This is a genomic window from Edaphobacter sp. 4G125, assembly GCF_014274685.1.
Lineage (GTDB): Bacteria > Acidobacteriota > Terriglobia > Terriglobales > Acidobacteriaceae > Edaphobacter.
This window is the reverse complement of sequence record NZ_CP060393.1, coordinates 295,545-313,203: the sequence shown is the minus strand read 5'-3', so window position 1 is coordinate 313,203 and position 17,659 is coordinate 295,545. Positions and strand designations below refer to the sequence as shown.

General features: G+C 55.4%; 21 protein-coding genes. 17 read left to right on the top strand and 4 right to left on the bottom strand.

Translation table 11 applies throughout. The features are described 5' to 3' along the window. The first annotated feature begins 49 nt into the window (after positions 1-49). Complete coding sequence (locus tag H7846_RS01435; RefSeq protein ID WP_186694656.1) at positions 50-1,270, top strand: histidine-type phosphatase; 1,221 nt, start codon at positions 50-52, stop codon at positions 1,268-1,270. Here H7846_RS01435 and H7846_RS01430 read toward each other — a convergent pair. After that, on the bottom strand, positions 1,267-1,956 hold the full coding sequence (locus H7846_RS01430) for an RNA polymerase sigma factor (RefSeq protein WP_186694654.1): 690 nt from the start codon (positions 1,954-1,956) through the stop codon (positions 1,267-1,269). The two genes, H7846_RS01435 and H7846_RS01430, sit on opposite strands and share 4 nt — an antisense overlap. 136 nt (positions 1,957-2,092) lie before the next feature. On the opposite strand from H7846_RS01430, the gene H7846_RS01425 reads away from it, so the two are divergent. Beyond that, entirely contained in the window at positions 2,093-2,539 is a 447-nt protein-coding gene (locus tag H7846_RS01425) for a hypothetical protein (RefSeq protein WP_186694652.1), read from the top strand. A 34-nt stretch (positions 2,540-2,573) separates the two neighbouring features. Further along, positions 2,574-2,915 carry a hypothetical protein gene (locus H7846_RS01420; RefSeq protein ID WP_186694650.1) on the top strand — a complete coding sequence of 114 codons (342 nt, stop codon included), beginning with the start codon at positions 2,574-2,576 and terminating at the stop codon, positions 2,913-2,915. 58 nt (positions 2,916-2,973) lie between these two features. On the opposite strand, the gene dnaA is transcribed toward H7846_RS01420, so the two are convergent. Next, complete coding sequence (gene dnaA / locus H7846_RS01415) at positions 2,974-4,407, bottom strand: chromosomal replication initiator protein DnaA (RefSeq protein ID WP_186694648.1); 1,434 nt, start codon at positions 4,405-4,407, stop codon at positions 2,974-2,976. Positions 4,408-5,253: 846 nt separating this feature from the next. On the opposite strand from dnaA, the gene rpmH reads away from it, so the two are divergent. The 14 genes from rpmH (at position 5,254) to H7846_RS01345 (ending at position 15,815) form a co-directional block, all read left to right on the top strand. Then, positions 5,254-5,409 (top strand): 50S ribosomal protein L34, encoded by a 156-nt coding sequence (gene rpmH, locus H7846_RS01410; RefSeq protein ID WP_186694646.1) that lies wholly within the window; start codon positions 5,254-5,256, stop codon positions 5,407-5,409. Between the two features lie 237 nt (positions 5,410-5,646). After that, positions 5,647-5,823, top strand: a complete 177-nt coding sequence (locus H7846_RS01405) for a hypothetical protein (protein ID WP_186694644.1) — start codon at positions 5,647-5,649, stop codon at positions 5,821-5,823. A 113-nt stretch (positions 5,824-5,936) separates the two neighbouring features. Next, positions 5,937-6,272 carry a PilZ domain-containing protein gene (locus H7846_RS01400; protein ID WP_186694642.1) on the top strand — a complete coding sequence of 112 codons (336 nt, stop codon included), beginning with the start codon at positions 5,937-5,939 and terminating at the stop codon, positions 6,270-6,272. Positions 6,273-6,336: 64 nt separating this feature from the next. Next, complete coding sequence (gene rnpA, locus H7846_RS01395; protein WP_186694641.1) at positions 6,337-6,705, top strand: ribonuclease P protein component; 369 nt, start codon at positions 6,337-6,339, stop codon at positions 6,703-6,705. 47 nt (positions 6,706-6,752) lie between these two features. After that, complete coding sequence (gene yidD / locus H7846_RS01390) at positions 6,753-7,022, top strand: membrane protein insertion efficiency factor YidD (RefSeq protein ID WP_186694639.1); 270 nt, start codon at positions 6,753-6,755, stop codon at positions 7,020-7,022. Continuing rightward, a complete protein-coding gene (locus H7846_RS01385) occupies positions 7,019-7,747 on the top strand; it encodes a class I SAM-dependent methyltransferase (RefSeq protein ID WP_186694637.1) in 729 nt (242 codons plus the stop codon). The genes yidD and H7846_RS01385 overlap by 4 nt, the downstream gene beginning before the upstream one ends. A 79-nt stretch (positions 7,748-7,826) precedes the next feature. Continuing rightward, positions 7,827-8,180 carry a PadR family transcriptional regulator gene (locus tag H7846_RS01380; protein ID WP_186694635.1) on the top strand — a complete coding sequence of 118 codons (354 nt, stop codon included), beginning with the start codon at positions 7,827-7,829 and terminating at the stop codon, positions 8,178-8,180. Beyond that, on the top strand, positions 8,177-8,575 hold the full coding sequence (locus H7846_RS01375) for a hypothetical protein (protein ID WP_186694634.1): 399 nt from the start codon (positions 8,177-8,179) through the stop codon (positions 8,573-8,575). The genes H7846_RS01380 and H7846_RS01375 overlap by 4 nt, the downstream gene beginning before the upstream one ends. Before the next feature lie 48 nt (positions 8,576-8,623). Next, positions 8,624-9,940 carry an alpha/beta fold hydrolase gene (locus H7846_RS01370; RefSeq protein WP_255460767.1) on the top strand — a complete coding sequence of 439 codons (1,317 nt, stop codon included), beginning with the start codon at positions 8,624-8,626 and terminating at the stop codon, positions 9,938-9,940. Positions 9,941-9,949: 9 nt separating this feature from the next. Further along, on the top strand, positions 9,950-10,714 hold the full coding sequence (locus tag H7846_RS01365) for an ABC transporter ATP-binding protein (protein ID WP_186694632.1): 765 nt from the start codon (positions 9,950-9,952) through the stop codon (positions 10,712-10,714). Positions 10,715-10,784: 70 nt separating this feature from the next. After that, complete coding sequence (locus tag H7846_RS01360; RefSeq protein WP_186694630.1) at positions 10,785-12,488, top strand: hypothetical protein; 1,704 nt, start codon at positions 10,785-10,787, stop codon at positions 12,486-12,488. Positions 12,489-12,673: 185 nt separating this feature from the next. Continuing rightward, complete coding sequence (yidC, locus tag H7846_RS01355) at positions 12,674-14,497, top strand: membrane protein insertase YidC (RefSeq protein WP_186694628.1); 1,824 nt, start codon at positions 12,674-12,676, stop codon at positions 14,495-14,497. Positions 14,498-14,637: 140 nt separating this feature from the next. After that, positions 14,638-15,165: a DinB family protein gene (locus tag H7846_RS01350; protein ID WP_186694626.1), complete on the top strand. Its 528-nt coding sequence runs from the start codon at positions 14,638-14,640 to the stop codon at positions 15,163-15,165. 101 nt (positions 15,166-15,266) lie between these two features. Next, complete coding sequence (locus H7846_RS01345; RefSeq protein ID WP_186694625.1) at positions 15,267-15,815, top strand: Jag family protein; 549 nt, start codon at positions 15,267-15,269, stop codon at positions 15,813-15,815. A gap of 51 nt (positions 15,816-15,866) precedes the next feature. Here the strand turns inward: H7846_RS01345 and H7846_RS17925 are convergent, their stop codons facing one another. Beyond that, positions 15,867-16,574, bottom strand: a complete 708-nt coding sequence (locus H7846_RS17925) for a PEP-CTERM sorting domain-containing protein (protein WP_255460766.1) — start codon at positions 16,572-16,574, stop codon at positions 15,867-15,869. A 173-nt stretch (positions 16,575-16,747) separates the two neighbouring features. Then, complete coding sequence (locus H7846_RS01335; RefSeq protein ID WP_186694623.1) at positions 16,748-17,221, bottom strand: SRPBCC family protein; 474 nt, start codon at positions 17,219-17,221, stop codon at positions 16,748-16,750. Positions 17,222-17,659 lie beyond the last annotated feature (438 nt).

Below are 17,659 nucleotides of genomic sequence, written 5' to 3'. Positions count from 1 at the left end.
CAGAGAGGCTGCGTAAACTGACCTCGCAGGGGAAACGAGGCTAAGACAGATGTTCTCCAGGATGCTTGTAACGGTAGTGTTGCTGTTCTCAGCGCTGTATTCGTTTGGACAGGGTTCGAATGAGGAAGAGCTTCGCGCGGTTGTCATCGTAGCGCGCCATGGGGTTCGCACACCGATCGAGAACGAGACGCGCTCTGGAGTCTTTAACGCGCAGCCATGGCCGAAGTGGCCAACGCAGCCAGGGATGCTTACGCCACATGGCGTCGATGCGCTGAAGCGGATGGGCGAGTTCTATCAGCAACGTTATGCCGCGTTATTAAACGGTTGCAACAATGCAGCTGTGGAGTCGACGAACACACCACGCACGATTGGCTCGGCTAAAGCGGTGATGTCCGCTGTTTTGCCAAGCTGCGACATAAAAGTCATGGCAGATCTTACTTCCGATCCACCTTCGATCGACAAAGCCAAGCTGACCGATGCCATTAACGGCCGAATGGGAAATGATCCGGAGTGGTTTACACGCGCGTTTGGGCGACCGTTGGCAGAGATGCACGATGTGCTGACGAAATGCGATGGATGTAAGCAGGTTCCGGACTTTCGCGCCATGATGCTCGAACCCGGAGCACAACCGCAGAGCATGATGCAGGCGCAGGGCTCCAGCCGTGGTGCATTGATTCCGAGAGATGCGAGAAAGGAGAATGCAGCCTCTCTTGGAGCAGACTTCGCAGAGAACTTTCTACTCCAATACGTCGAAGGGATGCCGATGGACCAGGTGGGCTGGGGCCGCGTCGATCGCGCGAAGCTCGATGACCTGATGGAGATGAATACGCGCTATCACGATTTCATGCTGCGCACGCCTTACTACGCACAACAAGCCGCAGGGCCCATGGCGCAGAAGATTGCCGCGTTTCTGCAGGAAGGGGTGAAAACGCCGCGCCTAGTGTATTTTTCGGCGCACGATGCGAACCTGACGTGGCTCGGTGGATTGCTGCGCATGGACTGGATGGTGAGCGATGAGACCTTCAATGCCACGCCTCCTGGCTCGGCGCTAGTCTTCGAGTTGCACCACAACAGCAGCACAAACGCAGATACGGTACAGGTCTTCTTCATTGCCCAGACGCTTGAACAGATTCGTAATCTGACTCCACTCATAGGAGCAGAGAAACCTTCCATTGCGCCGGTGTACGTGCCGGGATGCAGCGATCCGGGACCGAAGTATGCATGTCCCCTGAACGAGTTTGTACGGGTCGTGGATGCTGTGCGGCGTTAGGGCGCGTTCAATTCGAGCAATTTGGCGAAGACTCTCTTTACCACCTGGTCGCAACGAGATCCCATAAAAGGGAACGCGGTCTTTCCCTGAGAGCCGACCCGAGCGTAAAGACGATCGCGCATCATTGCGTGCCCACGGTGCAGGCGAATTTTGACGTTCTCTTCCGTAAGTTCCAGTGCAGCAGCGGCTTCAGCGGTACTCAGCTCTTCGATATCGCGAAGCATGATGACGCTGCGGTACTGGCCTGGGAGTTCCAGTACCGCTTCCTCCAGAAGTTGACCGAGTTCCAGCATCGATGCTCTCTGCTCCGGGTCGAGGGATGGTTCGGTTATGCTCATGGATTCTTCCTCATTGGTTTGGAACTCCGCGATCTGCTGGTCGCGTTGACGCAACTTCAGCCGCCGCAGGGCCTCGTGAATCGCAATGCGGGTCAGCCAGGTAGAAAACGCCGCCTGTCCGGCGAACTGATCCAAATGCTGATAGGCCCGCACATATGCATCCTGAATTACATCCTCGGCCTCCGCGCCATCGCGCAGGATCGAAAGGGTTACACGGTAAAGTCGTTGGTTGTAACGTCGCATGATGATCTCGAAAAGAGCTGTGTTTCCAGCCTTTACCTGATCGACCACCTGCTGGTCCGTCCAATCTTCAGAAATTGCCCGCTCCAGACTTGCCGTCGTTTCCATAATCCTCATCTAACAGAGAGTACGGATCGAGAGAAAGGTTACACGCCGATTTTCTCGAACAGGCCGCGCCTGAGACATATTGAACCGGTGTAACCAAATTTTGGTTTGCTGCTCTGTTAAGCAGAAGGCTAAAACAATGACAAACCTGAAGAGTCGTCCTCGGAATCCTCTCGAACTGGCTTGGTGGACACTAAAGATCGGTTTGGGAGTTGGACCCATCGTGACCGGTATCGACAAATACTTCAATAAACTCACCGACTGGAGTATGTATCTCAGCCCACTTGCGACCAAGATTCTTCCAGTCAGCGCGACCTTCTTTATGCGAACGGTGGGTGTTGTCGAGATTCTGGCGGGCATCCTCGTATTGAGCCGCTGGACACGAATTGGGAGCTATCTTGTTATGGCATGGCTGCTGGCCATTGCCGTCAATCTGCTTACTACTGGTATGTTCTACGACCTGGCAATGCGAGACGTAGAGATCGCTCTCGGGGCCTTTGCACTTTCACAGCTTTCCATCCTGCACGAAGACAATGTATTGCGCCCAAATGTGGAGGCACCATCAACGCTTGTTACGCCCCGGTAAGCTCGTACCGGCCAACCTGAAAGGGAGGACAACCATGAAAAAACTGACTTCACTGCTAGCGCTCGCGGCTCTTTGTGCGGCGCCGGCCTTTGCTGCTGCCGAGAGCTACAAGGATGTGCCGGTGGTCGATGTCAACTGTTCCAAAAAAGTTGCTGCCGATCCCGATTCACACACTCGCGAGTGCGCTTTGAAGTGCGTTGCCAGCGGTTACGGAATCGTAACCAAAGATCAGCACTTCCTGAAGTTCGACGCCGCAGGGAATAAGAAGATCACCGAAGAGCTCAAAGCTTCAGATAAAAAGGACCATCTTCGGGTCGATGTCGATGGAACGGTGAAGGGCGACGTTCTGCAGGTTTCTTCGGTCAAACTTCTCTGAACGGAAAAACGAAAAAGCCCCGCAAGTCGCATGACCGCGGGGCTTGCGGGTAGGATCCCTAGCTGAGTGTTTCCATCAACTTATTGATGGTTCGGTTCAGATCTTTGTCGGCGCGTCGCTGCTCGTCGATCTTTCCGATGGAGTGCATCACGGTGGTGTGGTGCTTACCACCAAACTGTCGTCCGATTTCGGGCAGGGATGCTTCCGTCAACTGCTTGGCCAGATACATTGCGATCTGCCGTGGCACCACGATCTGTCTCGAGTTGTTCTTCTGCTTCAGCTCCGCCACACGCATGCCGAAGCTTTCGGCGACGGTGCGCTGGATCGTCTCAATCGTGATCTTGCGAACCTGCGTATCGATGAACTGCTTGAGGCACTGCTGAGCGACCGCAAGCGTGATTTCTACGCCATGCATGGAGCACCATGCGATGAGCCGTACCAGCGCGCCCTCTAGCTCGCGCACGTTGGTGCGCACATTGGAGGCGATGAACAGCGCTACGTCGGTTGGGAGCGGCGTCTGTTCGCTCTCCGCTTTCTTCTGCAAGATAGCGACCTTCGTCTCGAGATCCGGTGGTTGAATGTCGGCGATGAGACCCCACTCGAAGCGCGAGCGCAGGCGATCTTCAAAGTCGGGCAGTTCTTTGGGAGGGCGGTCGCTGGCGATGACGATCTGCTTCATCGACTCATGCAGCGCATTGAAGGTATGGAAGAACTCTTCCTGCGTACGCTCCTTGCCGGCAAGGAATTGAATGTCGTCGATGAGAAGTACGTCGACATTCCGGAACTTGTCGCGGAAGCTGGTCATCTTCTGATAGCGCACGCAGTCGATCATCTCGTTGGTGAACTTCTCGCCGCTGACGTAGCAGATGGACGAATGCGCCTGGCGGCGCTTTACCTCATGGCCGATGGCGTGCATCAGGTGGGTCTTGCCCATTCCTACGCCGCCATACAGGAACAGCGGGTTGTAGGCCTTCGAGGGACGCTCTGCCACAGCCTGGGATGCGGCGGTAGCAAACTGGTTGCCGCTGCCGACGACGAAGGAGTCGAACTGGTACTTGGGGTTCAACTGCGATGCCGTGTTCCAGTCGAAACGCGATTGCTCTGGCGCGGGCGCATTTGGGGCGCCCGACATGAGCGATCCCGGGCGCGTCTGCCGGGGCGCGTTCTGGCTATGGCTTGGGACCGGGGCAAAGCCGCCATCTTCGCGAACTTTGGGAACGCGCGGGTCCTGTTCGGGAGTGGTGAACACTACAGTCTCGACCTCAAGCCCCAGGTTGTCGATCGCTTCCTGGATCAGGTCGGCGTAGCGGTCACCGATGTGTTGAAAGTCGGTTGAGGGGATCCGCACAAAGAGCTTCTTGCCTTCAAGGTGAGAAAATCGCGTCGGCTTCAGCCATGTCTCGTACGACTGACGATTGATCTTCTTCTCGAGCGCGGCGAGAATGCGAACCCAGTAATTCAATACGGCGGTAGCCGTCGGAACGAATGACATTCTTAAATTCCTTTTATTTGTTCCCTGTCATCACCAACCGTCCGCACTATTGCGATATCGTCCTCGGCAAAAAAGTTGAAGCCAGCAAAACAGCTGTCCTTCTCACCCACAAGGGCAAGTGGTGACGGTTCTGTCTCGCCAGAATTCTCTTCCGTACGCATCCATCACATGCATCGTGAAGAGGAGTAGTGCAACGTAAGCCAGAGTGCGGAACTGTTGGACCTGCGAAAAAACTTCTTACGAATCGGGTTCGATAGTAGCACGGAAAACCAGACCCTTTTCAAGCGTTGCCACGGAAAAAAAATCAGTTGCACCATTCACGGTGAAGACATGTAAAACCTTCGTTGTATTGCGAAAAAAACTATCTCATTCGAACCCATTTGTCTCTACACCCAGTGGCATCTTTGTGATACGTTGTGTGCCCCACTTGAGCGGTGCAAATCGATTGCCGAAATCCGATTCTTTCTTTTCGATGTGACCAAAGTTTTTTCGATGCCTTTGTGTCTTGTTGTGACTCAACGAGAAAGTGACAGACGAGATGCTCAACCGATTTCTCGATTTGCTGATCAAAATTTGTTCGTCGTGAATCTTAACTGCGCTAGAAAAGCATGAACGAAAACAGAGCTAGTCTGTCTTCAAAGCACGGACTGCCTGTAATGAATGCAAACAGTTAGAAACATTGCCAGGGATCCGTCCTGTTCCAATGAAGAGCAATTCGTTGGAGGTCGCAACACAAACCCCTGTGAAAATCTCGTCCGATCGGGTACAATCAGAAATTGCTGCTATAGCGAAAAAGATCTGGCGGGATGAGGACTGTCTCCTGCCCACCCTTAGGAGTTTAGTTCCATGCCGAAGCGTACTTTTCAACCCAACCGCCGCCGCCGCTCGAAGACCCATGGCTTTCTCAGCCGCATGAAGACGAAGGCTGGCGCCACTGTTCTTAGCCGTCGCCGCGCCAAGGGCCGCCACAAGATCGCGGTCAGCGCTGGTTATCGCGACTAGTTTCAGATGGGAGGCGCTGTCCTGCGCCTCCGTTTCCTCCCCCTCCCAATAATTTGCAAGATGCATGAGCTTTTGTGGTTTACAAAGACGGCGTCTGCATAAATTCAACAGAATCATGCTTCAACAGGCTGCCTTTTGATGAAGGCAACCGCACCCTTGTCGATCTGCCATCTTATGGATTGGACCGGTGCCGCGAACGCGAACGAGGTGCTCCGCCGGCCCATAGGAGAAATCCAAATGAATCAACCGAATCAGCAGAATCCAAACAAGGGGATGCCGGATAAGCAACAACAGCAGAATCCCTCGCGTACGGGTCAGCAGACCCAGCAGGGCAACCGTCCTAGTCAGGGTGGGTATACTTCGCCTGGTCAAGGCAGCCACGGTCAGCAATCTGCTCCCGGACAGAAGAAATAGGTCTTAGCAGAAAGATTGAAGAGAGCCTGCCATTACGGCAGGCTCTCTTTCTGGTGGTTCAACTTCTGCGCACTTTTGCCGATAAACAGAGGGCAACTCTATCTACGTGTCCCATGAATCGGTTTCCAGAACGGCGAAGAAGCCCGCGTTATTCCTGTGCCGGTCCGATCGACTTTCGCATCCTGGGCTGGCACCTGCGGAGGGGCCGCATACTCAACCTATGTCTTGAAGGCTGTCTGATTGAGCCTCATCGGACGACCGATTATGGAGTGGGCGATCAACTGGAACTTCGCTTTGAGGTAAACCGGCTCGCGTTTCGCGCATTGTGCATCGTGCGGCGTATTCAATCCACGGGGGCAATCGGGGTTCAGATTCTTCGGCTCAGCGATCGTGGGCGACGCCAGCTTGAGGAGCTGGTCGAGGAACTCTCGCGCCCTTCTTCAATGTAAGCGTTCTACAGTCGCGATAGACTTAACCTTGAGGGCGCTTGTTTCCGACGTCCCAATCGATCTCATGGCGCTCACTTTTCGTCTTCGCAAACACGCTGACTATCAGCGCGTGTACCAGGCCAGTCGTAAACAGTTTTCGCGACAGATGAGTTACTTCTTCGCGCTGCGCGAACCTGATACCTCGGAAGAGGCGATTCCGCGCGTTGGTCTTACTGTCGGCAAAGTGATGGGAAAGGCTGTCGATCGCAATCGCATCAAGCGCCGGATGCGTGAGGCCGTTCGCCGGAATGTTGCGATTCTTGAAGGCCCGGTAGATGTGGTTCTGCATCCTCGTCGCAGCGTGATCGATCTGGACTTCGCCACGCTCGATCGCGAGATTGCCCAGGTCTTCCGCGGCATTCAGAAGACCCTGGTCGGCAAGCCGAACGCCTGACAGTCTTTGCAGGTGTAGATCACGCTTACAATCAAAGCAGAGCCGCTATGTCCGATTCTGAACCCAGTTTCGCAGTCCGTGTGCTCTTCCGCTTCTATAAATCTGTACTCTCGCCTGTGCTGCATGTGTTCAGTCCGTCGCAGTGTCTCTATCTCCCAACCTGTTCGGAGTACGCCTACGTTGCGCTGACGCGCTTCGGACCCATCAAAGGATCCTGGCTCGCGCTACGTCGCGTTGCTCGTTGTCATCCCTTTGCCAAAGGCGGCTTCGACCCCGTACCTGACCTTCCCGCTGCGAAGGAGCATCCCGGCGAATGACCCAGAACATTTACGATCGCGAAGAATTCTTTGTCGGCTACAGTCAGATGCGCCGGTCCCTTGAGGGATTGGATGGCGCTCCAGAGTGGTCCTCTTTTCGTGCTCTCCTGCCACCGCTCCATGGCGGTAGTGTTGTCGATCTTGGTTGTGGGTTCGGATGGTTCTGCCGATGGGCACGCGAACACGGTGCTGGCCGCGTTCTTGGAATCGACATCTCCGAAAAGATGCTCACTCGCGCCGAAGTGATGACTTCGGACGCGAACATCACCTATCAGCGGGCTGACCTTGAGTCACTCGATCTCGCGCAGGCTTCCTTCGATCTGGTCTACAGCTCTCTGGCATTTCACTATGTGGTGGATCTCCCGCGGCTCTTCCGCACCATACACGGTGCATTGGTTTCGGGCGGCAGATTGGTTTTCTCCATCGAGCACCCCATTTATATGGCACCTACCCATCCCGAGTGGCTCCTCGATCGGGATGGCCGCAAGACCTGGCCGCTCAATCAGTATCTGATGGAAGGTCCGCGAACTACTGATTGGCTTGCCAAAGGCGTTCTTAAACAACACAGAATGATGGGGACTACCCTGAACCTCCTGCTGCAAGCGGGATTCACCCTCTCCCATGTCGAAGAGTGGCGTCCAACGGATGAACAGATCGCTTCTCGTCCAGAACTTGCAGAAGAGCTTGAGCGACCGATGTTTCTGTTGGTGGCTGCACAGCGTTAGTTTTGAGCCCTCCCTAAAAAAATATTTTTGCCAAAAAAGGTCGGAATTCGATATAGTCTTGTCCCGACTAGAGGGAGCTATGAAGAACGATTCCAAAAACCCGCCTCTTTCCACCGCAGCCCAGTACATTCTTCTTGCGCTGGCCAACGAAGACCTGCATGGCTACGGCATCATCCAGGAGATCGCCCGTCAGACACAAGGCAGTTATCGTGTTGGTCCTGGTACGCTCTACGACAACCTGAAGAAGCTGATGGATCAGAAGCTGGTCATCGATGCTCCGCGTAATAGTCGTAAAGACAACGAAGACGATCGTCGCTTCTATCACCTCACCCAGGAAGGTCGTGCCGTACTTTCCGCCGAGATCGACCGACTGCACAGCATCGTTATCGAGGCGCAATCGCGTCTGCGGATGAGGAGGCCGCGCAACGCATGAGAGATCTATTTCGTCTTGCCTACCGCGCCATCCTTTATCTGCACCCGCGCAATTTCCGCGAGGAGTTCGGCGCGGAGATGCTGTGGATCTTCGAGGAAGAGCTGCGCAATGGAGCAGCCCTTCCACGCCTCGTTCTCGATGGCATATGCTCCATCGCCATCCAGACCGTTCGGCCGCGAGTCCAGCAAGTGGAAGCCGCAGGGCCAATCTACCGTGAGGTCGATTCCGCGATTCCTGCGGAACGGTATGCGCAGGCCACACTCGTGATTCTCTGCTGCACACTCAGTCTCACACTGTTTATGAGCATGGTCGTGCCGAAGGTTTCGGTTTCGATCAATGGCTTGCTCTATACGCCCATTAAACTTCTGTCATCGATTCCAACAGGCGGGCGCTGAATCGCAACGAGGATCACCAGGCTCGAGGTATCTCAAAAGGAGAGGCCCATGCAGCATCGCGTTATGAACGTTGTCAGGCTGATGGCTTTTGTTTTGTTCTCGTTGGCGCTTCATGCCCAGGAGATTGCCGGGACCTGGCAAGGCACGCTTAATCTCAAAGAGAATGAGAAGCTCCGCATCGTCCTTCAGATCGATAAGGCGGCAGATGGTGGGCTCAAGGGAACGGTCTATAGCATCGATCAGCGTCCCGATCCGGATCACACCACAACGCTTTCCTTTGCGAACCCCACACTGAAATTCACCATCGACAGCCTCCACGTTTCATACGAGGGCGTACTGAGCCCAGATGGCAATACGATCACCGGAACTGCGACGCAGGGTTCTCCGAAACCGCTGAATTTCGAGCGCGCCACGAAAGAGACGGCGTGGAAGATCGATCCTTCGCCGCACACTGTGCAGATGATTCCTGTGGACAAGGACGTCAAGCTCGAGGTCCTCGACTGGGGAGGCACCGGCAGGCCGCTCGTCCTGCTCACAGGGCTAGGCAACAATGCACACGTCTTTGATAAGTTCGCTCCTAAGCTTACGGCCAACTATCACGTCTACGGAATCACGCGCCGCGGTTTCGGGGTCTCAAGCGCTCCGATACCGGATGCGACGAACTATACGGCCGCACGTCTCGGCGAAGATGTGCTCGCTGTTATCGACGCTCTCCATCTCAACAAACCTGTTGTCGCCGGGCATTCTGTCGCAGGCGAAGAGCTTAGTTACATCGGCAACGCTCATCCTGAGAAGATCGCGGGGCTTATCTATCTCGACGCGGGCTATCCATACGCGATGTATGACCAGGTGAACGGTAACTTCCTGATCGACGCGATCGACCTGCGCCAGCAGCTCAATCAGATCCTTCCTGGCCCTACTATGGCTGAAGACCAGATGAAAGCGCTCGACGGATTGATCGCTAATCTCAAGCTCGTTGAAAAAGAAGCGATCGTGCAACGACAGAGCATGGAGGATATACCTCCACCACCGCCGCGTGGGTCTCGTCCGTCCCCTCCTCCTGCCGGTCTTGCGATCATGCTTGGCCAGCAACGCTTCACCAGCATTAGTGCTCCTGCACTCGTGATCTTTGCTGCGCCCCATAATCTCGGGCAAAGGATGAAAGACGATCCGAAGGCGCGAGCCGCGATGGAGGCTAACGATAAGCGCAATGTCGAAGATCAGATCGCAGCCTTCGAGCGCCAGGCGCCTTCCGCTCATGTCGTTCGTATTCCAAATGCGGATCACTACGTCTTCAACTCGAACGAAGCCGACGTTCTACGCGAGATGAACGCTTTTATTTCCACTCTTCCTGCAGCGAACTGAGGGCCGACAATGCTTGAGCTCCGCAACATCACCAAACGTTACTCCAGTCTTACGGTTGTTGATAACGTAAGCTTCGTTGCGCGTCCTGGTGAGATCACTGGATACCTCGGGCCCAACGGCTCCGGCAAGTCGACCACAATGAAGATGATTACCAGTCTCATCCAACCCAGCTCGGGCGAGATCCTCTTTCATGATGAGCCTATCGGCGTCGATCTTATGGCCTATCGCCAGTGCATGGGCTATGTTCCTGAAGAACCGCATCTCTACACTCACCTCAGCGGAATCGAATACCTCGTTATGGTCGCGCAGCTTCGCGACATGGAACGCAACCTCTCCATCGAACGCATTCGTGGCCTGTTGCATCTCTTCGGGCTCTATGGTGATCGTGATGTTCCCATGTCGTCCTACTCCAAAGGGATGCGGCAGAAGATTCTTCTTTCGGCTGCTCTGATGCACAACCCGGAACTCGTCCTTCTCGACGAGCCCTTTTCTGGTCTTGACGTTGGTTCATCGCTCATTTTGCGTAGCCTGATCGAAGAGCTGGCGCACCGTGGCAAGGTAGTGCTCTTCAGCTCGCACGAGCTCGAGACGGTCGAGCGCATCTGCTCGCACATCGTTATTCTGCATCGCGGCAAGGTCGTTGCCGACGACTCCATCGAACGCCTGCGCACGTTGATGGAGCTACCGACGCTCGAAGGCATCTTTTCACAGCTCGCCATCGAACACGACTTCAACGCCATCTCGCGCGAGATCGCGGACCTTATCCATGCCTGAGTGATTCGAGCTCGAGTGGGACAAGAAACCGAGCATTATTCGTGCATGATCCCATCCCAGGAGAACCTTCGTGCTGCGATATATAAGCCAACTCTCAGCAGCCCTCCAATCACGTCTTCCGTTTTCCTTCCGTGTTCTCTATCGTGTCTTTTTTCTTCGCGTCATCGACCTTGAGATTCTCTCGACAGACGGCGATCCTTCACGCCTGATGGGACAATTCGCCACTGTCTTCAGCACCATCAGTTTTTTCAGTACCATCCCCGTCCCATTCATCCTCTCTATGAGAAAACCTTTACCCGTGCCCGCCATGTGGACGTTCGAACACTTCCTCATCGAGACCACGATGACCATCGCCGGAATCATCGCTGTTCTCAGTTGGGACTCAGCCTTTCCCGATCGCCGCGATATGCTCGTTCTCGGCCCGCTACCCGTGCGCACCAACACGCTTTTTTTCTCCAAGATCGCTGCGCTCTTTGCCGCGCCTTTGCTGGGGATGCTCGCCTTCAACTTCTTTGCCGGTGCGGGTTGGCCTATGGTCTTTGCCGTTGGCCTCGGCAGCGAACTGAGCCTGTTACGCACATTACCCGCTTACTGGTTCACCATCTTTGCAGCCGGAGCTTTCTTTGTGCTCAGCGTGCTTGCCCTGCAAGGCTTGGCCGCCAACATGCTTCCACGTCAGTTGTTCCTTCACCTCTCAGCGTTTCTGCAAGCTGCTTTGCTCTGTCTTCTTCTCTCTTCTTACTTTCTCGGGCCCTCGCTCAACTCGCCCGCAGCGCTCAGCGCGCCACAGAATCAGCGCATGCTCCACTGGCTTCCTGCATATTGGTTTATGGGACTCTTCAATCAGCTCAACGGGTCGATGCGTCCTGAGCTGGTTCCTCTGGCGCACCGAGCGTGGCTCGCGCTTGGCCTCGTCGCGCTCGGCGCTTTTGCAGCGCTGCTGCTCTCCTACTTCCGCATGCTGCCAAAGATCGTCGAGCAGCCCGACATCCTTCCCGCCACGCGTTCGCGGTCACTCAACCTAGGCAACTCACTTGCAGGAGTCATTACTCTCTTCAGCCTGCGCACTTTGCTTCGCAGCCGGCAGCATCGCATGATCCTCAGTTTCTACGTCGGCATTGGGCTCACCATTATTCTCGGTTTTGCCCACACTAAATTCATCGGACTTGCGCCATCTTTCGGCAGCATCAGCACCACTTTTCTTTTCGCAAGCATTCTCACCGTCTCGCTTACTGTGCTCGCGCTCCGTGTCGTCATCGCTATTCCCATCACGCTCAGGGCCAACTGGATCTTCCGTGCTACGCAGCTGCGTCCGGCTCACATGTACCATCGCGCCGTGCGCATTTCGCTTCTCCTGTTGGGAGTCGTTCCTGTCCTGTTCGCGATTTCGGCGGCGTTCTTCACACACTATGCGTTATTGCAGATCGTCCGTCACATCGTGGCCATGGCACTGCTCGGCGCACTCATCGTCGAGCTATGTCTCTTCACCTTCCGCAAGATCTCCTTTGCCTGCTCGTATCTTCCCGGCAAAGCAAACCTGCATTTCGTCTTCTGGGTAGTGCTCATGTGCTCGATCTATTGGCTCAAACAGGCAGCCGATTTTGAGGGCCGCATGCTCAACAGCACAAGCGGATTCCTCCTCATGATCCTCTCCCTCGCTATCGCGACCATTGTCTTGCATCTGGTTACCAGCACGCGAGCGCAGCAGACAGAAGAGCTGATCTTTGAGGAAGATCCTCTCCCGGAGATTGTCTCCCTTAAGCTCAATTCATGACGCAATCCCAAAGATGCAGGGTAAATAGCCCCGTATTCCAGATGGGGACTGGCCGACGGTCCGGGCATGCCCCATTCATGGTGCAAAATCAGTTCCCGGCAATACCCCCTGATTTACCATAGAGGCTGCGTCTTTCCGCGCTCTTTGCGCGTTCATTTAAGTAGCACCACAGAACAGGAACATCCTTGGCAGAGTTCAAAAATCCAAATCAGCAGGGCGGTGGCGGGCAGGACGGCCGGTCGCTCTTCGTTGTCATGTTCTTCATGATTGCCGTCTTCTTTGGCCTGAGCTATTACCGGCAGAAGACCAACCCGAAGACGGTTTCGCCGAACTCGCAGGCGGCCCAGACACAGTCAGCGACACAGCCGCAGCAGCCTGCAACGCCTTCCCCCTCTGTGCCAGCACCAGATGCGACAAGCCAGCGTGCACCGGAGGCGGCGGCCGCCGGGCCTGTTGTCCAGGCTGCGGCTGAGTCCACCACCGTGGTCGAGAATGAGCTTTACCGCATTGAGTTCACGAATCGCGGCGCGCAGGTCAAGAGCTGGGTTCTGAAGCAGTACAAGGACACCGACGGCCATCCGCTGAACCTCGTCCACACCCAGGCGGCGGAGAAATTTGGTTACCCGCTTTCGCTACACACGTACGATGCCGGGACGAATGCAACGCTCGCCAGTGCATTTTATGTTCCTTCGGCGACTGGCCAGCTGACCGCGCCTGCGAAGCTGACCTTCCAGTATTCGGCCAATGGCCTTGAGGTCACCAAGACTTTCTCCTTCGACGAGACGTATGTCCTTCACGTGGACGTGCAGGTGACGCGTAACGGTTCGCCGGTGCGTGCGCTGCTCTCCTGGCCGGGCGGCTTTGGCGACCAGGATACGGCGCTGGGCTATGCCGGAGCGCAGATTGACTACTCTCGCGACTCCCATGACGAGCACATCGCTTCGAAGAAGGTCTCCGGCGGAGAGACAATGAACGGGCCCTTTGACTGGGCCGGCGTAAGCGATACTTATTTCGCTGCGATCTTCCTTCCTGACTCACCGGCGTCTGCCAGCCTCGTTACCCTTCACAACGAGCTTGACGTCGCCAAGACGATTCATCGCTCAGGCTTCGGTTCGACCTCCCGGTCGGCCAAGGCGATCGATGTCTCCATTTTGGGCGCAGCCTTTGGAGACACCAGCGGCCACACCCAGACCCGCCTCTTCGTCGGGCCCAAGGCCATCAACGTCCTCAAGAACATCTATGCCACCTCCACCAACGGAACGAAGATCTCGCTTTCTCCATTGCTTGAGTTCGGTTTCTGGGGAGTCATCGGAAAGTTCCTCTTCCTCTGCCTCCAGTGGATTCACCTCCATGTCGTCTCCAACTGGGGATGGGCGATCATCCTGCTCACCCTGGCGATCAACATCCTTCTGCTTCCGACGCGTATCAAGACGATGCAGTCTGGCTTGAAGATGCAGCGCATTCAGCCGCAGATGGATGCCATCAAGGAGAGGTACAAGAAGTACAAGATCAACGACCCCAAGCGCAACGAGATGAACGCGGAGATCATGAAGCTCCAGAAGGACAACGGGGTCAACATGTTCGGCGGTTGTATTCCGACTCTGATCCAGCTCCCGCTGCTGTTTGCCTTCTACTCGATGCTCCCGAAGGTCGTCGAGCTGCGCCATGCACACTGGGCGTGGCTTCCTGACCTGACGGCTTCGGACCCCTATTACATTCTGCCGATCGTGATGGTCATCAGCCAGTTCCTGATGCAGTACTACACGCCTTCGCCGGGTGTAGACCCGCAACAGCAGAAGATGATGGCTTTCACCATGCCGCTGGTCACTGGATACTTTGTCCTGACATATGCTTCGGGCCTTGGCCTCTACTGGGCGACCAGCAACTTCTTCGGTATCGCGCAGCAGTGGGTCATGAACCAGACCTCACTGGGCAAGGAGATGCGCGAGATCGCCGCAAAGCGCGCCCGTCGCAAGGCTGGAGCGCCGGTTATCCAAGGCAAACGCTGAGAAGGTTTTAACAGGGATTAGTACGCCAGAGGGCTCCAGAGATGGAGCCCTCGTTATTTGAGGGAAGAGATTCTTTCCCATTTGTCGATACAGCGGTGTTACTTCTCGAAACCCATCGAGTGCCCAATCATCCAAGTTTCATGACCCATCCACCTGCCTGGTTTGAACGTCATTTTGAATTTACTTTTCCTGGTGAGCTACTGCCGAACCTGCTGGCCCGGCTTCGCGGAACTCCAGCGCGGCTCGACGAAGCGCTACGCGATTGTCTTCCGTCAACTCTTCATGTTCAACCGGTCGGACCATCCCGTCCACTCTGGTCAGCACAGGAGCACGCCGGTCATCTCGCTGATCTTGAACCCCTATGGCTGGCCCGAGTGAACGATTTTGTCTCTGATACTGAGATCCTCACACCAACGGATCTCCAGAATCGCCGCACCGATGAAGCTAACCATAACGCCCGACCGCTCGAAGACATTCTTTTTGCCTTCCGCACGCAGCGCATTCAACTTCTCAATCGCATCGCGACTTTGGGGCCTGAACCCTTTGGGCGGACCATTCCGCACCCGCGCCTGAAGACGCCGATGCGATTGGTCGATCATCTTTACTTTGTTGCGGAGCACGACGACCATCATCTGGCTGTCATCTGGGAGCAAATCGGTCACCCATAAGAACTTTTTTGTATGGATTGACGACTCGAGTTTTCCCATTACCAGCGTCGTCCCGAAAGCTATTTAGCGTTTAATTCCGTATACTGAACTTGCATATTTCCATGGAAAATCTGGAAGCAAAAAAGAAGAAGGTCGCTGACTTCCTCCAGACCCTCACCTCTCCGGGTCGTCTGAATCTGAAGTTCACTATCCTTGACACTCCCCCTGCCAGCGCAGATTCTTCTGCCGAGATTTCGGTTGAGTTTTCTGGGCCCGATGTTCCCCTACTGCTTGCGCGCAATGGAGAGTTGCTGCTTTCGCTTGAACACCTTGCAGCCAAGGTCCTTCGCTTCGAGCACGAAGACCACGATCGCATTTCCTTTGATGCAGAGAACTTCAAGGTCCTCCGTAATCAGGAGCTTCGCATGGCGGCTGAGGTGGCTATCGAGCGCGTTCGGCGCACTGGGCAGCCGTATAGTTTTTCCCCCATGAATTCGCGGGAGCGCCGCCTTTTGCATCTTGCGCTGGCGTCCTCAGGCCTCCATACGGAATCTTCAGGGGACGGGGCTCGCCGCTTTGTCGTCCTTTACCCCGAGGGAGAAAAACCGGCTCCGGGGCCCACGAAAGAAGATCGCGTCAAGGCGATTCGCCAGCGGTTCCGCCGCCGTTAACGTCTCATAGCGGATTAGGGAAACAGAAGACCTGTTGGTGCTGAGGCATATCTAACGTCCGGATGCCTTGCGGCGTCGAATCACGCCTGCAGCCCCAACCAGTCCGGTCGCCATCAATAAGAGGCTGCCCGGTTCAGGTGCTACTGCTGTCGGAGGATTTCCGCCTCCAGGGTTCCCTCCGCCGGGATTGCCTTCTCCAGGAGGATTGTTTCCTCCATTGCCGCCGGGGTTTCTAGGGCCGGATCCGCCACCACCTCCCCATCCTCCAATACCGCCGATCGGATAGTTTCCGCCATAACCTGGCCCGTTATTTGAAGCCAGCAAGCTCTGTGGAGCATCCCCTCCACCCAGAGGGCCGGTCAAGTCATCGCCTGGGGCGATGCCAAAGGTAAAGGCCGGGGTGGGTTGGAATTTGACGTTCTCGGCCAGTTCTACTGGATCTGCTGGAAGATCACCGCAGGCAAACTCGAGCTGGCGTAATAACTCTTCACGGGTCATCTTTGGCCGCTGGAAGCGAGCCGGAAGCACCCGGACTCGAGGCTTGGGCTGAGAAGGATGGAAGGCGGCGACCTTGCGATGCACATAGCGATGCAACCGGTGCCGCGCCGCGTTTGCGCGTTTCACCAAGTCGGAGTGTGCCAGCTCGTCACGATACTCCGCAACCCAGCGTGCGCACTCGGTGGAGGCGTGGACTTGCACCCCCGTCGCAGCGGAGGCAAAGACCAGGAGAAGAAGTAAGGCAATAGAAACGCGACGCATCGGAATAACCCAAGGCCCATGGTGGCTTTTTCGCTCACCGAAAGTTTTACTGCCCTGAATGAATGCAATTGCCGCGCCAAACCGATTTGCCGCCGAAAGTGTGCAATTTGCACACAAAATGGGCAACGGATTTCCCTTTCCGCTCAAGGGAAGGAAGGAGTTTTCGTAAATTACTACGCAAAACGTTGCATGTTGATTCGGCTTTGCGGTTCGGCAACAGCAAACTTCTCCTGCGATTTGCCCTGGCCCGCAACGGCCGGTGCTACTTGAAGATAGCCTTTCCACTCATTGGATTCGGCAATGGCCTTCAAACGCGCATTCCGGCGGGCCAGCATTTGCATCAGGCCTGTTCGGAAGAGGGTGAGCTCCAAGGGGCGTCCCAGGACGCCCAGCCGGGTAGTAAAACGAATCTCGTTGCGCACTCTGGTTCCATCGTCCATTCGCGCAAAGTGATGCTCGTGCTCGTAATAGAGGAAGATACCCTTGGTGGCCATAACCTCACGAAAGTAGGAGTAGGGCCGGATAATGTCGATGCGGCTACGGTACTCGAGCCGGGCCTTTCCCAGTCCCATTTGCCATCGGATGATGTCTCCAGCCTGTAAGGAGCCTACCCGCATTCCTGAGGCGGGCAGGACAGGCGAGGACATCCCCATACTTGTTGCCAGTTGGAAACATCGCTCCACCGGTGCATTTATCCAGGTTGTAAGTCGGATCGTGGTCATAGGGAGAAAAACCATCCGTAAGCTCAAGTCAGTCGTCAGATCGTATTTGTTAGATGTATCCAGTCACCATTTGGGAAGCTACGGCAATGCGCAGAAATATTACTCTTCGCAGAGACGAAGTTGAATTCTTTTGCATTTCCGGACATGGTGGGAGGAAGGCTTAACACCGATTTTGCACTGATAACGTGGATTCAGGTCGGCTGCGAACCCACCTTGGCGAGATGAAATCATCGCCAAGGTGGGGAACCCGGTAAAGGCGGGAACCGCAGAATCAATGCGGATCCTTCGACTCCGGGCTACGCCTTTGCTCAGGATTACAGATTTATTCGACAAATCAGAATCTAACCTGCACAGACAATCTGT

Bases quoted from the DNA above. Each gene is read 5' to 3' on its own strand.
- H7846_RS01435 (WP_186694656.1), top strand. From the start codon at position 50: ATGTTCTCCAGGATGCTTGTAACGGTAGTGTTGCTGTTCTCAGCGCTG.
- H7846_RS01430 (WP_186694654.1), bottom strand. From the start codon at position 1,956: ATGGAAACGACGGCAAGTCTGGAGCGGGCAATTTCTGAAGATTGGACG.
- H7846_RS01425 (WP_186694652.1), top strand. From the start codon at position 2,093: ATGACAAACCTGAAGAGTCGTCCTCGGAATCCTCTCGAACTGGCTTGG.
- H7846_RS01420 (WP_186694650.1), top strand. From the start codon at position 2,574: ATGAAAAAACTGACTTCACTGCTAGCGCTCGCGGCTCTTTGTGCGGCG.
- dnaA (WP_186694648.1), bottom strand. From the start codon at position 4,407: ATGTCATTCGTTCCGACGGCTACCGCCGTATTGAATTACTGGGTTCGC.
- rpmH (WP_186694646.1), top strand. From the start codon at position 5,254: ATGCCGAAGCGTACTTTTCAACCCAACCGCCGCCGCCGCTCGAAGACC.
- H7846_RS01405 (WP_186694644.1), top strand. From the start codon at position 5,647: ATGAATCAACCGAATCAGCAGAATCCAAACAAGGGGATGCCGGATAAG.
- H7846_RS01400 (WP_186694642.1), top strand. From the start codon at position 5,937: ATGAATCGGTTTCCAGAACGGCGAAGAAGCCCGCGTTATTCCTGTGCC.
- rnpA (WP_186694641.1), top strand. From the start codon at position 6,337: ATGGCGCTCACTTTTCGTCTTCGCAAACACGCTGACTATCAGCGCGTG.
- yidD (WP_186694639.1), top strand. From the start codon at position 6,753: ATGTCCGATTCTGAACCCAGTTTCGCAGTCCGTGTGCTCTTCCGCTTC.
- H7846_RS01385 (WP_186694637.1), top strand. From the start codon at position 7,019: ATGACCCAGAACATTTACGATCGCGAAGAATTCTTTGTCGGCTACAGT.
- H7846_RS01380 (WP_186694635.1), top strand. From the start codon at position 7,827: ATGAAGAACGATTCCAAAAACCCGCCTCTTTCCACCGCAGCCCAGTAC.
- H7846_RS01375 (WP_186694634.1), top strand. From the start codon at position 8,177: ATGAGAGATCTATTTCGTCTTGCCTACCGCGCCATCCTTTATCTGCAC.
- H7846_RS01370 (WP_255460767.1), top strand. From the start codon at position 8,624: ATGCAGCATCGCGTTATGAACGTTGTCAGGCTGATGGCTTTTGTTTTG.
- H7846_RS01365 (WP_186694632.1), top strand. From the start codon at position 9,950: ATGCTTGAGCTCCGCAACATCACCAAACGTTACTCCAGTCTTACGGTT.
- H7846_RS01350 (WP_186694626.1), top strand. From the start codon at position 14,638: ATGACCCATCCACCTGCCTGGTTTGAACGTCATTTTGAATTTACTTTT.
- H7846_RS01345 (WP_186694625.1), top strand. From the start codon at position 15,267: ATGGAAAATCTGGAAGCAAAAAAGAAGAAGGTCGCTGACTTCCTCCAG.
- H7846_RS17925 (WP_255460766.1), bottom strand. From the start codon at position 16,574: ATGCGTCGCGTTTCTATTGCCTTACTTCTTCTCCTGGTCTTTGCCTCC.
- H7846_RS01335 (WP_186694623.1), bottom strand. From the start codon at position 17,221: ATGTCCTCGCCTGTCCTGCCCGCCTCAGGAATGCGGGTAGGCTCCTTA.